Raw genomic sequence first — 19,636 nt, forward strand, 5'->3', positions numbered from 1 at the left:
TCATAAACCTATGTCTAGATTAGCGTTTCACCGCGACCACTGAATAGGTATGCCAGTGTTTCATTCGTCCTAATGCAGTTGTTGCCATCTCATCCCTCTCATGAAACCTCAGAACTTCAAAACCAGAGAATAGGTCGCGCACTTCGGATTCTGTAAAAGAAGACGTTGGGCTTCGGTAGTGGGTTGCCCAAGTGTCTTTAACGCCCATGAAATCGCCTGCAAAAACACCCCCAATTTCAATACACGCGACGATCTTATGCCACGCAGATTCGAAGTGAGAAGGATCAGCGAAAAATAAGCTAGAGTTCGCAAGCACAATCCCGGCTTTCGGATATTGGAACTGTTCGAATGAAGCGTTTGTAACCTCAACTAAAGGGTTATCAGCAAACCGTTCTTCACATATATCGATCGAGTCTGAATTAATATCAAAGCCATGTACTCGGTAGCCTTTACGACTCAAGTATTCCATATCACTACCGACACCGCAGCCGCAGTCAATCGCAACGCTGGATGTCGATTGATTAAGTGAACAGACAAATTCGGTCCGCTTTAAATGTGGTTTAGCGAGTGCTTTCTCATAATAGCTGCGCCAAATCTCGGTGTTAGTATCCATGCCCATCACTCAGCAGAAAACTCTTCCAGTGCCAATAGCGCAGCAGTGGCTTTATCCTGTTGTACAAAAATATGGTCATGATAATACGCTGCAATCACGTTAGCGCTGATCCCTTTAGACGCGAGCTTGGAGGCGACAGCTGCAGTAAGCCCAACCGCATCCAGACTGGAATGAACGGTTAAGGTGATCTGCTGGTAGATACCTTCAAATGCCAAACCTGCTTCCTCGGCTCGAGACTTTTCAAGGACCAGAGTAAGTCCTTCTGATTCGATGAACGTGGCTACAGGCGCTAAATTGACATAATCCCTTAGGTCGCCAGAAGTCGTGCAGAACACAAACTCTGTTGGTATTAATTTAGGGCGCATAGAACACAGCAGCTCATCTAGATCGGTGATTCCTGACATAAATACAGTCCTTGTTTCAGTATCGAGTCTAATTAAATTCGTGATTGTAGAGTGGGAGAATATTAATAGCGGGCTCTTCATAAGGGTGCGCCGCTCGCACAGCATCGAGTGCCGCTTGAACGCGCTCCCTTTTACAGCGAACGTCTATACGAACCTCTTCACCAAAGTTGATTTCACCTTTTGAGCCCGTGACGGGCTGAGCTTTTGAATTTGGGCGCCAAAATCCCGATATCTTCACAATCGAGATGACACTGTCATAGTTGCCCACAACCCCAGCGCCCGCAGAGTTCAGAGCATCACGAATTGCAATAACCTCTGATTCTGGGGCGTATATTTCTAGTTTGAATTCCATCTTTACTCCATTGACAGACAGTTCAAAATACCAATCTACTCAGCCTAATAACACCAGCCCACTGTTATTGTGAGAGTTGAGTAAGTAGATTATCGAGTTCGGCTGTGCTCTTAACAACATGCAGTTGTTTACCTTCTGAGATCTGAGACAGTCGAGACATAAACTCATCATTCCAAAACCCAGGGCAGAGTTTAAGCATCTTGTAGCTATTGAGCGTACCTTTGATGACTGAGCTGCCATCTGGCCACCCTTCTGGTTTTACGAACAACCCTTTCAGACAGCGCTTAGTAACGAACCAGTAGCTGACAAAATAAGGCAAATCGATATAGATAAGGGTATCTGCAGACTCTAAGCGCTGATGGAATGCACCAAGAGGGCCAAGCCCATCGACGATCCACGCGTCTTCATTCAAAATCTTGTCATGAGCTTGGTTAAAAACGTCTTTTGAAACTGGCTCACCGTTAGGTTGATAAACGATAGAATCCAGTTGATGCAAGGGCAAAACTGCTGATCGGCTTAATGCTTTGCTGAAGGTAGATTTGCCACTACCGGGCTTACCAAAAACGGCGACTTTTTTCATGTGAGTTCCTCCAAGAACACGGCCCGGAAGATAGAAAAAGAAAACCCACCTTACCGGGTGGGTTAGCTTTTCTCAGTACAACAAAATCCCCACCATTCTTATAGAATGATGATAATTCGTTGGTTGAGTGTTGTTCGATTACATTTCATACAGCCAATGTCATATATATCCGCTCGAGTGTCAACTGAATTTATAAATACAATCAATGGTTAGTGGTTTCAGAAAATCGACACTTGGTTCGTTTACTCATTCAGCAATCTTGGCCAGTTGGCGTCTGCGTTTGCAATGTTTCCAGCGATATCACCCTGCCAAGTTTGTTGGACCGATTTGCTGTAATTTAGGTAAAGCTTGCCATCAACGATGTTCCAAGCTTGAGGGTCTATTTTTGCGGTATAACCTTTACTCACCGCCCAAGCACAATATCCACCATACTGAGGGGCATATTGTTCAGGATCCGCTTTGAATAAATCGAGATGTTGTTGTGATGAAAATCGCCACTCAGCACCATTCCACTCATAGCTGTAGTCGTCGTTACCTTTCACGGCTTTGCTTTGAGTAAAGTACGCAACCGGATCGTAGCCTCTGATCGCCTTACCGAAAAAGTCACTGTATACCGGTTCAAGAGCAAAAGAAGGGGCAGCAACCCCCAACCAAAAGACAAGTGTTAGAACAATTTTGACAAGATACTTCATAACGTTTCTCCTCATGTTATTTATACAGAGAGGACAAACGCGGCAAAAATTTCACGGTGCACAAACGAAGAACGCGCTAATCGTTACCAACCTTTGGCTCAGGTAAAACGGGCGGTGTGCTATCCATATAGGTTAAGAAGTTGGCCCAGATTTGATGGGTTCTCTCTTTGGTTAGCTCAGTTTTGCAAGAAAGCGCCATAACCCCACGGATAGAGCCATCTCGCCATTGCGTGTAGACAGCGTCACAATGAGAGTTCATATACGTCGACCAATCTGTCTGTGCTCGCTTAATCGCTTCCACCAAGGTTGGATCTTCAGCGTTATGTTCAAAGCTTGCTTGAAGATAAGTCTCTAATTGCTCTTCAGCGGTTTGTAACTCTATCGCTGCACATTGATTGATCTCTAAGGTGTTCATTGCGTTCTCACAATCGATTTCATCTTGTTGAGCGAGCGCAGCAATCGGTAACATCGCCAAAGCGACGAGTAACACAGCTTTCATTTGATGTTCCTAAAGTTATTAATTGTAGTGTTTTCCATTAGCAACAAATCCCACAACTCACCATCAAAACTGCGTGTTCCAGACTCACGAGATGTCACCACGAAACCAAGAGATTCATAGCACCCTTTAGCAACGACATTTCGCTCAAACACAGCCAGCGTTAAGATCTGTGCCTTGTATTCTACTCGAGCTTTCTCAATGAGCTGTTTAAGCATGATCTTAGCCAGCCCCTGCCCTCGAAAATCGTTCGAGACAAACACTCGGCAAATACGATATTGAGAATCTGACACTTTGAACAACTCAACATAACCTGCTTCCTCTCCATTTGAGATGAATATAAATGGCAGCACCTCGGGTTTCACGCAATGATGTTCGAGTTGATTGTGGTCTAATGGAAAATCAAAGTTCGGACCGCCCCACTGATAGTTGAGCCGATCTGAATCTATCCAATGAATCAGGGTATCGTAGTCTTCCTGTCTAAATTCTCTCAGTTCCATCTCTACCTCCTGATTGCTATCGACGGTTATGCCCGCTAGTTTCCGCTTCGATTTAGCTGCAGCAAATCCCACTTATTTCCGTACAGATCCTGAAACACAACCACAGTTCCATACTCTTCAACTCTAGGCTCTTCGTTAAACCTCACACCCTTGGCTTTCATGGATTCATAATCACGCCAAAAGTCGTTGGTTTGAAGAAACAAAAACACGCGACCACCCGTTTGGTTACCGATGGCTTGTGTTTGAGATTCGGTACTCGCTTGAGCAAGCAAAAGGTTGGTGCCGTTTGAATTGGGCGGAGCGACTTGTACCCAGCGTTTACCACCACCTAAATCGGTATCTTCAACTAACGTAAATTGAAGTTTCTGCGTATAGAACTCAATGGCGTCGTCATAGTTTTCGACAACAAGGGCGATGTTTCCGATTTGCTGTTGCACTGGTTTCGTCATGGCGGCCTCTAAACTTAAAACACCGATTCTACATGACTCAACCCCTTACGAAAGCTCACAATGACATTCATAAGAAAATGGTTGTGCTTAACCGAAAAACTAACTGGGATGATTAGGTTAGAATCCCATCAACGATAGCTTGTTTTAATTTAGCTTCGATGCCTTCCCATATCTTCTCTCCACCAGCTGATATTCTTTGCTGGTTGAAGTTGAGAACCTTCTCTTTGGGAACATCGTGCTTCTTCCAACCGTAGCCATCATCATTGATGTTGTGGAGAAGCGGAGGTATGCGGTCGATGGCTTTGGCATATTTTGCATCGGCACTTTCACCAAGTTCAAATTCTTCCCACAGTGCCAAATATTCTTCACCTTGTCGGTTTGGCAGCATATCGAGCACTCGTTTAACGCCATTCCACTCTTTATTCTTTTGCTCTGTGGTTTCTGATTCGTAAACGATTTTATCACCAGCGTCGATCTCACCTAGATCGTGAATCAACAGCATTCGGATCACACGATCGATGTTAATGGCCTCGTCAGCGTAGTCTTTTAACATCAGAGCACTAACACACACATGCCAACTGTGCTCGCCAGAGTTCTCGTGCCGCTTCAAGCCAACCGGTCTCGATTTTCTCAATACGCCTTTTAGTTTTTCGATTTCGACCATGAAATCGAGGATTTGGGTAACTTCTTTCAACATCTGACTCCTACCTTCTAGAGAACACACCCAATATTCAACAACGGATGCGCATTAAACCAATTTGCGAGTTACGCCAAAGCAGTGTCCTTAACGCAGCGAGCTTCAATGTTGTCGTTATCAATTGTACATAGAACCAAGCACTCCTCTTTAGAGTTCGCCAAAGTTGCACGATTACCGTCAGCTCCCCATATCGAGTTTTTACCACATGTATCCCAGCCACCAGTCACCGATATATGGTTACTTAGCAGCACAAGCAAGTTATGCGTAGAAGCGATATCAGACAGTAATTTAGAGTCTGGTTCGAAACCCATTTCAGAGATTAGTGCACTCACCAAATACACATCAGCACCCATTGTTTTGGCTCTTGTAGAGTGGAGCGGCTCAATAAAATCAGCACAGATAGCCAGCGCAATCTGATTACCCTTTAGTTGAAAGTGATAATCTCGCTCTCCTCGTGAACAATATACCTCTTCACCAGAATGCAGATATTGCTTGGAGTAAAACTCAACCTTTCCATCAGGGAAACAAATCACGGAGCCAATGGTTGGTTTGGAAGGTGCTGAACCATTCAGAGGACAGCCAGCAATCACAACAACTTCGTGTGTTACCGCAGCTTGCGACAGCTCTGTGAAAGCAGAAGGTTGTGGGTCAAACGCCAAATCAGAAGCAAGTTCAAGCTCGTAGCCAGTAAGAGAAAGTTCAGGGAATACCACAACATCTGCGTTCTGCTGAGAAGATCGCTCAATAGCACTGATGTGGTGCTTCAAGTTCGTCGATACGTCGCCTTTGGTAACAGGCATCTGCGGTAAGCTGATAATAATACTACTTTTCAAGTTTCCTCCTCCAACATGACTTTCAAAATGATCGCTGCAGAGTATAGAAAACCATCAATGAGCTCCAGAATAGGCACTTCACGTTTTGATTTAGCGCACAATGAAATTGCCAAGAGTTATGATTCAGATGAAATCATCACGGAAACCGTTAATAGTGATGGTTAAACGCTATTCAGATTGACTGCTTCAGACGCCACTTCATTAATCTTGCCACTTAATCGCTGGTAGAGTTCTATCGCATCTGGTTTTGATGTGAGCGTTCCGCATGCAAATAAGTACGCAAACTCAATATCGTGTTGTTGGTTGGGATAATGCTCTTTCGCAGCTTGGGCACATTGAGCTAAATCGATATACCAACTCCCGTCTTTAGCTGCGATAAAATAGTATGCTGCCCTTACTAACTTCTTGCCGATGATCTTCGCAACTGCTTTATCGTCCATTTTAGAGAAGCTATCAGCCATTTGATCCAAGAACACTGGTAGGTCCCCATTTAGAGCAAGGGCTATATCTAACTTCGGCTTATGCATAGTGAAGGAAACCGCTCTGTCATTACCCCATACACAGCAACAACAGTGTTTAAGCCAAAACTGCCAGTAGTAAAGCTCTTCTGGTTTTTGAATGGTATTGAGATAACCCGGATCGATATCGATCTTACTGAACTCAGGGTGACGATTGGGAATTGCAGTGCTTAGCTCGTGGAATATCCGCTTTGCTGATTCTGTAATTGGTGTATTGAGAATAATAGAGACATCAAGATCTGAACGACCTACGACAGCCGTACCTCTTGGGACGCTTCCATACAAATAAATTCCATCAATTTGCTCTGGAAATCGTTGAGTCAGTTGTTGCACCACACTGTCGACGACGGGTTTAAACTCAGGTTGAATCTTATCAACCGAATAATCATTGCGGATAAATCCCTGCTCATCGAGACCAGTATCTTCGTTATGCATAAAATCCTTATCATTCAACGACGTGTTTGTTGCTACAAGCATACCCTACAAATCACCAACTTCGGACACTAGTTTCTACATCACTGAGTTTTTTTACATTACTCAATAATGATGGGATGTGTTAGGTGTTTAGGCTATTCCAGCGGTCAAGGTCGGCTTTGGTATCAATGTCGACCTCAGCATTCTTTACCTGTATAGCTTTCACTGCGTCTACAGTATGAAGGATTTTTTTGGCCCCGCTATCGCCACTCAATGACATCAATTTCGAAAAATATCGCTTAGGAAAAAGTGCAGGCACGCCACATTGACCAGCGTATTGAGCACAAACAATCTGACTACCGTCGTATTCGGAAACAAGCAATTTGAACGTTTCGGATGTTAATGCCACTTGGTCTGCGAGAGTCACCAATATCGCGTCATAATCATCTGCTAAGCAGCCAACGCCGAATGCGATAGAGTGACCAATGCCAAGACTCCATTCAGAACAATAAAGTAGCTTACATGGAGGTACTAACGCCTGGCGTTGTGCATGTTCAATGTCATCGTGCCAGCGCCCAGTAACCACGTAAACATCGCCAACCTCAGTTGTTGTGGCGTTCACAATAGAGTGAGACAAAAGACTGTCCCCTGAACTCATTTGAGCGAGCAGCTTACAGCCATTAAACCTTTGGCTTCGGCCTGCCGCTAAAATCATGATTGCTAACTTCATCTTTTAGCTGGCTGCTCGTTTTAAGCTTTCGTTTTCGGGTAGCACGCCACTCAATGACGCAGCCGTTGTTTGGCTCATTGCCGCTTGGCACTCAGCAAGAATGGCCAAAGCGATGGTTTCAGGCAACTCGGCTCCAATATCCAACCCAGCAGGCCCTGAGAGTGGAACACGCAATTCATCGACCGCTACGCCTGACTGTGACAATACGCGATCTCGTCGGTTGATGGGCCCGAGTAAAGCGATGTAGCTCAGCGGCACACTCTTCAAAGCGAACAATGCTTTACTATCTAACTCTACATTATGTGTCATCAGAATTGCCGCTTGCACCGTATGTTCTTTGCAATAGCATGTTAGTTCCTCTTCACTGCCGGCCAACCGCTGTTTCACTTCAGGGAAGTACTCTGGTCTTGCATTAGCAGGTCTCGGATCCCATATCGTGACTTCCCACCCTAACTGGAGAGCAATATTGGCCACAGGTCGTGCATCAATCCCACCACCAGCAATAAGCAAGTGAGGCGGAGCCTCTACTTGCGTCGAAAGCCACAAACCCTTTTCATCTTTGATCAATTGACTGTTTGATGTTGTACTTCTGAACCGAACCGCACCTGTACTAAAGTTCGCATAAACTTCATCAATCGCTATTTTTTGAAGATACTCGCCCTTACGACGTTCTTTCATCGCGGCGAACAAATCGGGCAGGCAAAGATAATTGTTTTCACTAGAGATGGGTTGAAGCAATACATGGACCGTACCACCACACCCAATTCCTAACTGGAACGCAAGATCGTCCTCGTCACTCCCATCATAGGTCAAGGTTTTTGGCTTTTTAGTGAGCATGACCTTACGTGCTTGCAAATGGATATCTGATTCTAAGCAGCCGCCACTTAACATACCAAGCTGCTCACCCGAATCACTAAACAGCATCATTGCGCCTGCTTTTCGGTAAGCAGGCCCTTCCGTTTTGAACACCGTCCCCAATACCCAATTAGATTGGTCTTTTCTGGGAAACCATTGCGACAGAATATGAAATAAGTGATTCGACATATTACTTCCCATTCCCTTGTCTGTTATTTGTACTGCCTTACCCTAGCCTTTAAGGTTAAGGGGCAATACATGCTGTCTTTTGCCGGTAAGGGCAGCAAACGCGTTTGCTACAGCGGGCGCAATAGGTGGAACACCCGGCTCGCCAACCCCAGTAGGTGCCTCTGCCGATGGTACGATATGAACTTCGACTTCCGGCATCTGGTTGATGCGTAGTACTTGATAGTCATGGAAGTTTGACTGATTTACCGCGCCACCATCACCCAAAGTAATCGTACTCATTAGGGTTGGAGACAAACCAAAACCAACACTGCCTTCCATTTGTGCTTTGATGACATCTGGGTTTATTGCAACGCCACAATCGACCGCACACACCACTCTATCGACACTCAACATGCCATTTTTCATCGAAACTTGAGCGACCTGCGCGACATAGGTAGCAAACGACTCATGAACAGCAACACCAAAGGCACTTCCTTCTGGTAGTGACTTACCCCAGCCAGCTTTTTCTGCCGCGAGTTTAAGGACACCTTGCCAACGAGGGTGTTTCTGTAACAGCTTCATTCGATACTCAACCGGATCTTTGCCTGCCTTCACGGCCAGCTCATCGATCATCGTTTCAACGGCAAATGCGGTGTGCGTACTACCAACAGATCGCCACCATTGCACCGTAGGGCCCTCTTTAACCGTTGTTAATTCAAGAGAGAGGTTGGCAATGTCATAAGGGTTATTCGACGCGCCCTCGACCGAAGTCGCGTCAATGCCATCTTTGACCATAAAGGCTTCGAAAGCGGTGCCATGCAGAATAGACTGACCAACGATATGTTGCTGCCAAGCGTTGATATTGCCATCAGCATCTAAACCAGCTTTCACTCGATGGACATAAGCCGGTCTGAAGTAACCTGCGCGAGTGTCGTCTTCTCTACTCCAAACAAGCTTTATCGGCGTGCCCTTTTTCTGTTTTGCAATTTCGACGGTCTCTAATAAGTAATCCGATCTTGGGTTGGCTCTTCGTCCGAAACTACCACCAGCCAAAAGCATGTTTATCGTGACTTGCTCCGGCTTAATACCCAGTAAGTTTGCGATGTTCATCTGGTCGACTGTCTGAAGTTGTTCGCCATTCCAAACAGTACAAGCATCATCAGAAACTTGTGCGACACAGTTCATCGGCTCCATGGTTGCATGCGCCAAGAAAGGAAACTCATAGGTGTTATCAATCACAACGTCTGACGACTCGAGAGCTTTAACAGCATCACCATCAATTCGAGCTGGCAGTCCCGGTTTCTTTGAGAGTTCCGTGTACTCTTCCATTATCTGAACGGAGCTTTTTTTGAAGGCCTTACTCTCATCCCAAGATGCAACGAGTAGGTCTCGCCCCTTTTTTGCGCTCCAATAATCAGTGGCTAATACAGCAACCCCAGTTGGAATGGTAATGACGTCAACAACACCCGGAGAAGCTTTCGCGCTTTTAGAATCGACCGATTCCAGTGTCGCGCCGAATTTAGGCGCATGAAGCACCATAGCAGTCAGCATGTCAGGTAATTTGAAATCTTGAGTAAATATCGCCGTGCCATTATTTTTCCCTGTATCTTTTCGACTGAGCTTGGTTCTACCAATCAAAGTAAAATCTTCTGGCGATTTAAGTGGGACGGTACTTGGGTCGGGAACTGGCATTTTGGCAGCCTCTTCGGCCAAGTCACCAAAACTGGCTTGTTTACTCCCATGGCTAACCACGCCCGAAGAGACAACAATTTCATCGGAACTTACGCCCCACTTTTTCGCAGCAGCAGCCACCAACATAGACTTGGCCACAGCACCGGCAGTTCGTAATTGCATGTAAGAGTTGGCGATTGCGGTACTACCGCCCGTTCCTTGCATAGGGCCCCACAACGTGTTGTTATAACGCGAAGCATCCGCCGGTGCACCCTCAGGCACCATTTGTTCCCATGCCGCATCTAATTCTTCAGCAACAAGTGTCGTTAACCCTGTGTAAGTTCCTTGACCCATTTCAACGTGTTTGATCATCACAGTCACGGTGTTATCACTGCCAATACGAACGAACGCATTTGGTTCAAACGATACATCTGATGCCGACTGTTCGGATGCAAAGGCCTTTTGATTGGTTATCGAAACACCTAGAGTTAACCCTGCTCCAACACCACCGATCAATTTAAGAAAGTCACGGCGACTAGTAGCAACTTCTTGTGTTGCCATTGATAAAGACATTAAGCGCATAATCGTTCACTCCATCTCACGACAACTTTGTTGAAGCTTGTTTGATTGCATTGCGAATACGAACATAGGTAGCGCATCTGCACACATTACCCGCCATAGCAGCATCAATATCATCGTCCGTCGGGTTTGGGTTTTGCTCTAAAAGCGCAACTGCCGACATCACCTGACCTGATTGGCAATAACCGCATTGCGGGACCTGAAGTTCGTCCCACGCTTCTTGAACTACTTTTGCTGCAGGGCTCTCCACCCCTTCAATCGTAGTGATTTTTTGCCCAACCGCAGCTTGAACAGGTGTAATGCAAGAGCGAATAGCCTGCCCATTCAGGTGAACAGTACATGCACCACACAATGACATGCCACAACCAAACTTAGTGCCCGTCATGGAGAGGTGATCTCGAATCACCCATAAGATTGGAGTATCTGGAGTTGCATCGACGCTTACATCGACACCATTTACGTTAAGAGTTAATGCCATGGAGCTTCTCCTGCTCGCCGAAATTTACATATACACAGTCATAACCTAAGGCAAAAACCGCTGTGTATACTCCCTTCGATGTGGCTGATCTAAAAGAGCCATAGTGCAAATTATAGACAAGACTGGAAGCTATGCTTAAAGTTGGAACGGGTTAATATCCAATTGTAAACGATTCGTATTATCGATAAAGTAAAGCCTTTAAATACAAATAAGTTATGGATGATGACAAACGTTAAAAAGGCTTTACCTATCATATTCGCAGTCGGTGTTGGTTATGTCTCAGCTGCCTACTTTGATCCCACGCCGTCAACAAACACGATGTCTGTAGAGGTTTTTACTGAAGAACCACAGACACCGCCCGTCAAGACAATAGAGAGTAACGACGGTGCTTCAACTAATAGCGAACTATTGCCCAAACCTCCTGAAACGTTTCCAAAATTTGTCAAAGAAACCCTCGATGACTATGGTTTTGATTTGGCCAATCTTACTGAGCAGCAGTGGTCAGAATTCATAAGCTTATCGGCCATTGATTACTTTTCAGAGCAACTTAGTCCAGAAGTCGTGCTTTACATTGCAATGACTCTCAACGACCAAGAACTGATAAGCAAACTTATTGATCAGGGTGTCGATATCGATAAGCGTGTAAAAATGCAAAATTTTAGCTATCCGCTACGTTTTGCAGCAGTAAACTCAAACATCGAGTTATTTTCGCAACTGGTTGATGCTTCACAAGACATCAACGCAAAGATCTACAGTCCGCTGATTCGAATGATCAGTCGCTCCGATCAAGAAGTGAGTGTTCAGCGTGAGAAAATTGATTATCTACTCGCATCTGGTTACGAGCTCATAGATACCTTTAAACACATCATCCCGCTAGTCACTTTTGGTGATGCAAACAATAACCCATATATCTCTGAACAGCTGAGCAAACTTGACCCAAACCAAAAGGAAAGAGGCATTCTGGTTTTATCAAATTTGATTGCTTCTGGTGCCCGTGACGATCTAGTGATGACAATGATAAACAAGCTAGATCGTAACTTAGATGAGGAGGATGCTAGCAGTCTTATATTCACAGCTCTACGTTCAAACGCCATAACACAGGGCAATACCATCACGGCACTTTTCAACACAGGTATCGACCCAAACCTAAATGGTCCTACTGAAGTGCCCTTCGCTGCAACAGCATTTATGCAAGCCGTTACAGCAAAAAATGATAAGAGCTTTGACCAAGCTATAGAGAAACTTGACGCCGTGGTGGCTGCTGGTGGGAAGCTAACCAACGATAGAGTAACAATAGAACTCGTCAACCAAGCCATCGACTCTTTCAAAAAGTCGAGCGAAGAAGCATACCCTGATAAATATCGAGTATTAGAAGCATACATAAAATAGTTTAGAGTTAGGCACAGTGCCTAACTCTAAACATCACTCTCCCCATTTTGGAAATGGGTCTTCGAAGGTCAGCCAGTACTGCTGGCCTTCATCCATTTCTTTATCAGTTAACAAACAATCATTCAGTGCCTGTGTTAACCCGTCTTGATCAAGCCCTTGACCAATGAACACAAGCTCTTGTCGTTTATCACCAAATGGTTCTTGCCAATGCTGATAGATTGCTTCTAAATAATCGGGATCCGTTGGCCATTGATCTTTCGGGACTGATTGCCAAAACATACCGGCTAAACCATGGCGTGCGATACCACCCGCTTGGCTCCATTGCCCAACGAGTTCCGGCCTTGTTGCCAACCAAAAATACCCTTTCGACCGTATTAAGTTTCCGAAAGGACGCATCTCATGGAGTAGTCGATAGAACTTTTCTGGATGGAACGGTCGTCGCGCAACGAAATTAAAACTCGATATACCATACTCTTCTGTTTCAGGTATGTGCTCACCACGCATCTCCTTTAACCAGCCTGGAGCTTGTTGTGCTTGTTCAAAGTTAAATAGTCCTGTGTCTAGCACTGCATCAAGAGCAATTTCTCCGTTTGAGATAGGGATAATTTGAGCATGTGTATTGAGTGTTTTCAAAATTGCGATGAGTCTTTCTACTTCATTTTCACTCGCGAGATCGGTTTTACTGACGAGTATCACATCGGCAAACTCAACTTGATCGACGAGCAAATCAGATACACTTCTTTCGTCCTCTTCACCCAAAGATTCGCCCGCTTCACTTAACTGCTTTGCTTCATCATAGTCTTTTAGAAAATTGACGGCATCAACCACGGTAACCATTGTATCTAGACGAGCGACATCCGATAGTGACAGGCCATTATCATCAGCAAACGTAAATGTCTCGGCAACAGGTAACGGCTCAGAGATGCCCGTGGATTCAATTACTAGGTAATCAAACCTACCGTTTTGAGCAAGCTTCCCCACTTCTTCTAAAAGATCCTCTCTCAGTGTGCAGCAGATACACCCGTTACTCATCTCGATCAGTTTCTCTTCACTTCTATTTAAAGAGACTTCATCTTTAACAATCGTAGCGTCAATGTTTATTTCACTCATATCATTAACAATGACCGCGACTTTTCTATTCTGTCGATTATTGAGGATATGACTAAGTACTGTTGTCTTCCCCGCACCAAGAAAACCTGACAGTACGGTCACTGGCAGTCGATTTTTATTTAGTGTATCCATGTGCTAGCCTTACATTGTTACGTTATAACATAACTCATTATAGTTTAAGCTCTATAGTTTTACAGCCATAGAAATATCCTTGTAGCAACACTGATGGACCCAATAGATACTGGAGTAAGACAATGGAAGACGAGAAACAACTCCTATTAACGGAAGAACAAGTTCTGGCCGCTCCAGATTCGGACTATATGAACAGAGACCAACTCCGTTTCTTTGAACGTAAACTTCAAGAGTTGCATGAGACAACAAGGCTGCATATCGAACAGGCTAAGGGAAGCATCGTATCGCCGATGGAATTCAGTGATGATAACGATAGAGCCTCGAGCGAGGAGCAGTCAGCAATCGCGTTAAGAATTATAGACAGAGAACAGAAACTCTTGCCTAAAATTCAGCAATCAATAGAACGAATTCATACTGGTGAATATGGTTATTGCCTCGAATCGGGAGAGCCGATCGGAATACCTAGGTTGCTCGCGCGACCCACCGCTGAGTATTGTGCAGAAGTGAAGGCACAAAAAGAGACTAAGGAGCATCAATTTAGGGGTTAGCACCAAAATAAAAAAGCTCCTGAATATCAGCAGCTTTTCTTGGACTGGTGATCCATGTTGAACTAGTTGATGTCTTGAACCTTCATCACTAGGTCTTCCCAGTTGCGCTGGTTTTCCATGTCGTGCTCTAGACCTTGGTCGTCCGCAATCTGGAAACGCTTAACGGCTGCTGTTTTACTTGTAGCTTGGTATAGCCAGTATGCTTCCGCTTTCAATGCTTCATCAATAGGCTTATCAATTGATTCATACACCATTTGTTTACAAGCATTGATAGATTCCGCAGGGAACTTAGATATACGCTGTGCTAGCGCATCAACATAAGGACCAATCTCGTCTGGTTCCAGTGCCTTGTTGATTGTGCCGTAGGCCTCTGCTTCGTCCGCATCGAAATCACGGGCACTAAGCACTATCTCAAGTGCACGACCAAGGCCCACTTGACGAGCCATACGTGATGCGCCCCCGCCACAAGGCAGAATACCCATACCGACTTCCATCTGCATGAATTTAAATTTACCACGTGCTGCGAAGCGCATATCTAACGCGAGAGCTAACTCATGACCGCCTCCACGAGCAAAGCCTTCTAGCTTGGCGATTGTAGCTTGCGGAACTTTACTGATTCGCTCACAAACGGCCTGCAGATCCAGAAGCTGTGCATCTTCACGTGAAACCGCTTCAGTCGACATGTCTTTGAGTAGTTCAGTATCGTAGTGACAAACCCAGACTTCAGGGTTCGCTGATTGGAAGACAACCACTTTGGTTTCACGGTCACGCTCTAGTCTCATTGCCAGACTATTCAAGTCTGCGAGCATTTCTTGTCCTTGAACATTTACCGTACCAAAATCAAACGTCACCGTTAGGATTCCGTCTTTCTGTTCTGTTGTGAATGTCTGAAAACCTGCATATTTCATAATATACTCTCCATTGAATATCGTTAATATGAGTTGTAAAGATTGTGTAACCAGACAAATCCTAGTGTGCTGACCCCACCATAACAATTAACAAAAACCACAATCTGTATTAACAAAAAATGAAGGTTCTATCAGTGCTTTTTTCTACCGATAAATGTTAGCTTTGAATAAACAGTTCAGCTCATTGAAATATAAGGATTCTAGTTGATGAATATCGAGCACCTACGGTTATTTGTGCGTATTGCCAGTACTCACAATATCAGCCAAGCGGGCAAAGAGTTGGGCTTATCTGCCCCCGTAGCAAGTATGCATATCAATAAACTTGAAGATAGTATTGGAGCTAGACTAATTCATCGCACCACACGTCAGGTTTCGCTCACAGAAGAAGGACAGCAACTCCTCTCGTACGCAGAGGAGATCATTGGCAGTGTTGATGCCGCTCGGGCCAATGTAGGTACAGGAAAGGCCTGCCCGAAAGGCACGCTCAGAATCACAGCCCCAGCTTCGTTTGGCCGTATGCACTTGATGCCAGCTTTGAAAGGCTTTTTAGCACAGTACCCTGATCTCTCTGTCGATATACGGCTAACGGATTCAATGGTAGATTTAATCGAAGGGGGCTTTGACGTCGCTATTCGAAACGCAGAACTAAAAGACTCAACGCTTATTGCCAAGAAAATCGCAACAGACAAACGAATTATGGTGGCTTCTCCTGACTATATCGCCACACATGGTAAACCTAAACACCCATCAGAACTCAAGCATCATCAGTGTATAAACCAAACTGGCCTCGAGTCTTGGACCTTCGATACCCTAGAGGGTGTGATACATATTAAGGTAAAAGGGAAAATTAAAGTCGATCACGGTGAGGCGGTCCGAGATGCAGCGATTGATGGCATGGGTATCGCTATGTGCGCCACTTGGATTGCCTACCAACAATTACGTGATGGTAGCCTAATCGAATTGCTAGAAGACTATACCTTGATGGACGACTCAGATGTTTGGGCGGTTTATCCAAGCTCTAGGCTTCTCGCTCCAAAAGTCCGTGCCTTCGTCGACTACTTTTCTGAATATTACGGTACGCCGCCCTACTGGGACTAATCCCGAGCAAGTAGAGCCTTAGCGCATTAGTTTCAGAATTTGGCTACAACCAGATTGACCTTTGCTCCCGAGATATTCATTGAACCGTAAAAACGAGTGCTCTTACGGTTCAAACTAAAGAGCTTATTCAAGTTCACCTTTGGCTTCTTGCTCTGCTTCTCGAGTTAGCGTTTTGAATGCGGTTCTGACAGGGATAAAGATTTGTGAGAACAGTGCTAAGCCCCAAAACGCATTCCCAATAAACGAAGGGACAAATGACACAATAGCAAGAGTCACAAAACAAAGGGCGATACCAATATATCGAACCTTCGCAGTGGCGAAACGGTGGGCAGTTCGAAGTTCAATCACCTCTTGGATCTTAAGCAAACAATAAAGATAGGTCGCTAAGCCCAAGCATCCGATCAATGCATATTTGAATGGGTATTGATCCATAAAACCTATTTTCACTTCTGCAGATAGGGCAACGCCAATCGTTACCGAAGAGAGCATCAAGAACAGATGTGCGACCGTCCATTTCACCAATGTTTTCGGCTTTGTATCACGAGGTTTTCCATTGCCAACAAAATCAAAGTAGATCCAGCACAATAGGAAAATAGAGAGGCCACCAAAGGCGTAGTTTACAAACACATCACCCACGACATTATCAATGCCCTTGTCAGCAAGAGTAATGACCAGCTTGAAAAAACCTTCCCCGGCGACGATGAGTAGCAACAGTGCAAAACGCTCCGCCATATGACCGAAACGCGGCAAGAAGCGCTCATTGTAGAGGACACCCACCTTTGGTGCGACGTAGAGTGCAGCTAACACCAACATACCCACACCAAACGCTAGATAGTTATATGGCGCAGGAAGAAAAGCACTCACAAAGAAGATAGCGGAACCAATGGCAAAGTTACGAGACATACGGCCTGGCAGGCAAGTTTCACTGTCTCCCACCGCTTTAGCTCGGTAGTAAAGCAGAGACATGATCGCTCGATTTATCGCATAGCCTATAGCGAAGTACGCCCACCCAGCGCCATCAATATGTACGATAGAAGAAGACATGATCATAATAGTGACGATCTGCGCAGCCATAATATAGCGATGCTGAACATCGGTACTAACATAAATGGAGTTAAAAAGGCTTAAATCAAACCACGCAAACCAGATCACAGTGAACAGTGCAGCGAAAATAGCGAACCCGGTAAAGCCGAGGTGATGACTTAAAAAGTTACCAAGGACGAATATAGACACCACATGAGCTAAATCGTAAAAAAGCTCAATCCAATGTACATGATCATTACTACTATCGGCATCAAGATGATGCTTTGGCTTACGCCACAACGGATGCTTCTTGGCTAAATCCATACATTCATACCCTAGATATCAGTATTTAGTTCTGTTTATGGGATTTATTATGGTAACCACCTAAAATATTTCAAGAAGTATATTTCCGGTAACTTGCTGATTCACACTCCTCTTTTTCATTATTGGAAGTATCTTGAAGATTGAAAAGTCGGCCAATGTTCAGAGTGTCCGTTCGGCAGCTATGTAAAAGTAGGTAAATATAGAGGCCAGAGCGCACTAGATATTTGACTCGACGACCGGTTCAACTTACTTTTTGAACCACTGTTACTTTTAACGATATTCAAATACGGTCGATATGGATTCTGTTACTCAAGCTGCGCTCGGTGCGACGGTCGCGGGCGCTATTGCTGGAAATCGCTGTAATGCGAAGGTTCTACTCACTGGAGCCGCCTTAGGAACGTTGCCTGATTTAGATGTTGTTCTGGATTATGGCGATGCGGTTCAAAATACCATTAAGCACAGAGGCTTTAGCCATTCTTTACTAACACTCCCACCATTAGCATTTCTGATTTCATGGTTGTATTGTGTCCGTTACTCAGATTCTTTCTGGACACTAGCGAGAGTGTTCTTCTTGACGGTGAGTGTCTTAGTAACACACACCTTATTAGACGCGATGACAACCTATGGCACACAGCTTATTTGGCCGTTTGAAGGGTATTTCGAGCTTCGCAACGTGTTCATCATAGATCCTTTGTATACATTGCCATTGTTGTTTGCCATTGGTGTCGCTTTGATTTTTAAACACAAAGGCGGACGATGGTGCCAAGGTGTTGTATTGCTCTCCACTCTTTATCTGGGTTGGGGTTACGCGTCACAACAAGTGATTGCCGATCGAGTTGAACAAAACTTAGCCGCGCAGAACCTCCCTAACCAACAGGTTCTCATTACGCCAACAGCATTTAATACTTTCCTGTGGCGTGTTGTAGTTATGGATGATGGGCAATACTGGGAGGGGTTGGCGTCGGTTCTTGATAGCGACAATAAGATTGATTTCATCTCTCGTCCACTCGGCAACTGGCCTCTAGAAGAGAAACCAAATACGCTAGAAGGACTAAAAGCATTTTCCCACAACTACTTGAACTATCGCGTTGAAGACGACACGTTAATTGTTTCTGATTTACGCCTAGGGATGGCAAACAACCTTTCATTTGAGTTCGTATTTGCGGAGAAAGATAGCGATGGCGAATGGAAATTACTTGAAGCGACTCAACGCTACCCAAGTGAACGAGGCCTCGATATGCTCGCTCCGCTTTGGCAACGTTTGAAAGGCGATCAGACTATTGATGCGAACTTACAGACAATGGAAGTGAGCTATCAGAGATAAGATGCGGTGATTGCTCAATAGATTGGTCTATTGAGCAATCATAACTGAGAAGTGAACTGCGCAAAGTCAGTCAGGTATGGCTTACCTTAATAAAGGGGAAACAAACAAAGCCATGCCAAACAAAGCCAACGTTAGCCCTGCACCACGTTCGATAATGTAAATATAACGGCTAAGCGACTGATGAACGCTAGGGTGACTGATGGTCGCTGCAATAAGCAGGTCCCAAAATAAAACCGCAAAGAACATCCAAACCCCACAAGAGACCTGTTGAATCAGCGTTACCTCACTACCTAATATGACCGTCAATAAGCTCATATAAAACAATGCATTCTTAGGGTTAAGTAACGCTGAGTTTAACCCCATTACAAGCTGTTTCAGAGGTGATGGTATGGCCTGCTCGTCAGAAGAAAGCTTTGTTTCACCCTTTTTGCTTCTTAGTAGAACTGTTCCTAACCACAATAGATAGATCGCCCCTAAGACTTCGAACACCGCATAAATCAATTCGTTATCACGGATGCTTGTCCAGCCAAAAATAGCCAAACCAATATAGATCGCGTTACCGAGTGCAACGCCAAGGCAAATAAACCGGCTGCCCTTTAATTTGTGTCGAATCGAATGAGCAACTATTAAGAAAAAATCTTGCCCCGGGCTTAATAAAGCAACGAAATGTGCCAATGCTAAGGCAGGAAAAGCAGCAGGTAGAAATGAAGAAAACAACATAATAAATATCCGTAGTAAAAACCTACCGGTC

23 protein-coding genes are annotated in these 19,636 nt (G+C 44.8%); 4 read left to right on the forward strand and 19 right to left on the reverse strand.

The genetic code is table 11. The features are described from left to right. Positions 1 to 19: 19 nt before the first annotated feature. The 15 genes from KI655_RS01995 to KI655_RS02065 form a co-directional block, all read right to left on the reverse strand. Positions 20 to 613, reverse strand: a complete 594-nt coding sequence (locus tag KI655_RS01995) for a bifunctional 2-polyprenyl-6-hydroxyphenol methylase/3-demethylubiquinol 3-O-methyltransferase UbiG (protein WP_285401208.1) — start codon at positions 611 to 613, stop codon at positions 20 to 22. A 5-nt stretch (positions 614 to 618) separates the two neighbouring features. Next, positions 619 to 1,017, reverse strand: coding sequence for an ACT domain-containing protein (locus KI655_RS02000; protein ID WP_285401210.1), 399 nt, complete (start codon positions 1,015 to 1,017; stop codon positions 619 to 621). A 28-nt stretch (positions 1,018 to 1,045) separates the two neighbouring features. Then, positions 1,046 to 1,369: a divalent cation tolerance protein CutA gene (cutA, locus tag KI655_RS02005; protein ID WP_285401211.1), complete on the reverse strand. Its 324-nt coding sequence runs from the start codon at positions 1,367 to 1,369 to the stop codon at positions 1,046 to 1,048. Between the two features lie 64 nt (positions 1,370 to 1,433). Next, positions 1,434 to 1,949 (reverse strand): adenylate kinase, encoded by a 516-nt coding sequence (locus KI655_RS02010; protein ID WP_285401212.1) that lies wholly within the window; start codon positions 1,947 to 1,949, stop codon positions 1,434 to 1,436. A 242-nt stretch (positions 1,950 to 2,191) separates the two neighbouring features. Continuing rightward, positions 2,192 to 2,641 carry a YHS domain-containing (seleno)protein gene (locus KI655_RS02015; RefSeq protein ID WP_285401214.1) on the reverse strand — a complete coding sequence of 150 codons (450 nt, stop codon included), beginning with the start codon at positions 2,639 to 2,641 and terminating at the stop codon, positions 2,192 to 2,194. Between the two features lie 76 nt (positions 2,642 to 2,717). After that, positions 2,718 to 3,140, reverse strand: a complete 423-nt coding sequence (locus tag KI655_RS02020; RefSeq protein WP_285401216.1) for a lysozyme inhibitor LprI family protein — start codon at positions 3,138 to 3,140, stop codon at positions 2,718 to 2,720. After that, positions 3,137 to 3,637, reverse strand: a complete 501-nt coding sequence (locus KI655_RS02025) for a GNAT family N-acetyltransferase (RefSeq protein ID WP_285401218.1) — start codon at positions 3,635 to 3,637, stop codon at positions 3,137 to 3,139. The genes KI655_RS02020 and KI655_RS02025 overlap by 4 nt, the downstream gene beginning before the upstream one ends. A gap of 35 nt (positions 3,638 to 3,672) precedes the next feature. Then, on the reverse strand, positions 3,673 to 4,086 hold the full coding sequence (locus KI655_RS02030) for a VOC family protein (RefSeq protein ID WP_285401220.1): 414 nt from the start codon (positions 4,084 to 4,086) through the stop codon (positions 3,673 to 3,675). Positions 4,087 to 4,198: 112 nt separating this feature from the next. Further along, positions 4,199 to 4,780 (reverse strand): HD family hydrolase, encoded by a 582-nt coding sequence (locus tag KI655_RS02035; RefSeq protein ID WP_285401306.1) that lies wholly within the window; start codon positions 4,778 to 4,780, stop codon positions 4,199 to 4,201. A 71-nt stretch (positions 4,781 to 4,851) separates the two neighbouring features. Continuing rightward, the gene (locus tag KI655_RS02040) at positions 4,852 to 5,616 is read right to left on the reverse strand and encodes a carbon-nitrogen hydrolase family protein (protein ID WP_285401222.1); all 765 of its coding nucleotides are present in this window, start codon (positions 5,614 to 5,616) and stop codon (positions 4,852 to 4,854) included. Between the two features lie 161 nt (positions 5,617 to 5,777). After that, positions 5,778 to 6,569 (reverse strand): nucleotidyltransferase domain-containing protein, encoded by a 792-nt coding sequence (locus KI655_RS02045; protein ID WP_285401224.1) that lies wholly within the window; start codon positions 6,567 to 6,569, stop codon positions 5,778 to 5,780. A gap of 121 nt (positions 6,570 to 6,690) precedes the next feature. Further along, the gene (locus tag KI655_RS02050; protein WP_285401226.1) at positions 6,691 to 7,278 is read right to left on the reverse strand and encodes a nucleotidyltransferase family protein; all 588 of its coding nucleotides are present in this window, start codon (positions 7,276 to 7,278) and stop codon (positions 6,691 to 6,693) included. A 3-nt stretch (positions 7,279 to 7,281) separates the two neighbouring features. Beyond that, positions 7,282 to 8,322 carry an XdhC family protein gene (locus KI655_RS02055; protein ID WP_285401228.1) on the reverse strand — a complete coding sequence of 347 codons (1,041 nt, stop codon included), beginning with the start codon at positions 8,320 to 8,322 and terminating at the stop codon, positions 7,282 to 7,284. Positions 8,323 to 8,364: 42 nt separating this feature from the next. Next, entirely contained in the window at positions 8,365 to 10,554 is a 2,190-nt protein-coding gene (locus KI655_RS02060; RefSeq protein WP_285401230.1) for a xanthine dehydrogenase family protein molybdopterin-binding subunit, read from the reverse strand. Between the two features lie 16 nt (positions 10,555 to 10,570). Beyond that, positions 10,571 to 11,029 carry a (2Fe-2S)-binding protein gene (locus KI655_RS02065; protein WP_150873198.1) on the reverse strand — a complete coding sequence of 153 codons (459 nt, stop codon included), beginning with the start codon at positions 11,027 to 11,029 and terminating at the stop codon, positions 10,571 to 10,573. Positions 11,030 to 11,248: 219 nt separating this feature from the next. Between KI655_RS02065 and KI655_RS02070 the strand changes: the two genes are divergently transcribed. Next, a complete protein-coding gene (locus KI655_RS02070; protein WP_285401233.1) occupies positions 11,249 to 12,418 on the forward strand; it encodes a hypothetical protein in 1,170 nt (389 codons plus the stop codon). A gap of 33 nt (positions 12,419 to 12,451) precedes the next feature. On the opposite strand, the gene zigA is transcribed toward KI655_RS02070, so the two are convergent. Continuing rightward, positions 12,452 to 13,660, reverse strand: a complete 1,209-nt coding sequence (gene zigA, locus KI655_RS02075; protein ID WP_285401234.1) for a zinc metallochaperone GTPase ZigA — start codon at positions 13,658 to 13,660, stop codon at positions 12,452 to 12,454. Positions 13,661 to 13,782: 122 nt separating this feature from the next. Here zigA and KI655_RS02080 point away from each other — a divergent pair, with 122 nt between their 5' ends. Then, complete coding sequence (locus KI655_RS02080) at positions 13,783 to 14,208, forward strand: TraR/DksA C4-type zinc finger protein (protein WP_285401236.1); 426 nt, start codon at positions 13,783 to 13,785, stop codon at positions 14,206 to 14,208. Between the two features lie 62 nt (positions 14,209 to 14,270). On the opposite strand, the gene KI655_RS02085 is transcribed toward KI655_RS02080, so the two are convergent. After that, positions 14,271 to 15,116: an enoyl-CoA hydratase/isomerase family protein gene (locus KI655_RS02085; protein WP_285401238.1), complete on the reverse strand. Its 846-nt coding sequence runs from the start codon at positions 15,114 to 15,116 to the stop codon at positions 14,271 to 14,273. A gap of 207 nt (positions 15,117 to 15,323) precedes the next feature. On the opposite strand from KI655_RS02085, the gene KI655_RS02090 reads away from it, so the two are divergent. Continuing rightward, positions 15,324 to 16,214, forward strand: a complete 891-nt coding sequence (locus KI655_RS02090; RefSeq protein WP_285401240.1) for a LysR family transcriptional regulator — start codon at positions 15,324 to 15,326, stop codon at positions 16,212 to 16,214. 123 nt (positions 16,215 to 16,337) lie between these two features. Here the strand turns inward: KI655_RS02090 and KI655_RS02095 are convergent, their stop codons facing one another. Beyond that, positions 16,338 to 17,561 carry a low temperature requirement protein A gene (locus KI655_RS02095; protein WP_285401242.1) on the reverse strand — a complete coding sequence of 408 codons (1,224 nt, stop codon included), beginning with the start codon at positions 17,559 to 17,561 and terminating at the stop codon, positions 16,338 to 16,340. A gap of 295 nt (positions 17,562 to 17,856) precedes the next feature. Between KI655_RS02095 and KI655_RS02100 the strand changes: the two genes are divergently transcribed. After that, positions 17,857 to 18,885 (forward strand): metal-dependent hydrolase, encoded by a 1,029-nt coding sequence (locus tag KI655_RS02100; protein WP_285401244.1) that lies wholly within the window; start codon positions 17,857 to 17,859, stop codon positions 18,883 to 18,885. Between the two features lie 81 nt (positions 18,886 to 18,966). Here the strand turns inward: KI655_RS02100 and KI655_RS02105 are convergent, their stop codons facing one another. Continuing rightward, the gene (locus tag KI655_RS02105; protein ID WP_285401246.1) at positions 18,967 to 19,605 is read right to left on the reverse strand and encodes a LysE family translocator; all 639 of its coding nucleotides are present in this window, start codon (positions 19,603 to 19,605) and stop codon (positions 18,967 to 18,969) included. Positions 19,606 to 19,636: the final 31 nt, after the last annotated feature.

Source organism: Vibrio sp. D404a (assembly GCF_030248535.1).
Classification (GTDB): domain Bacteria; phylum Pseudomonadota; class Gammaproteobacteria; order Enterobacterales; family Vibrionaceae; genus Vibrio.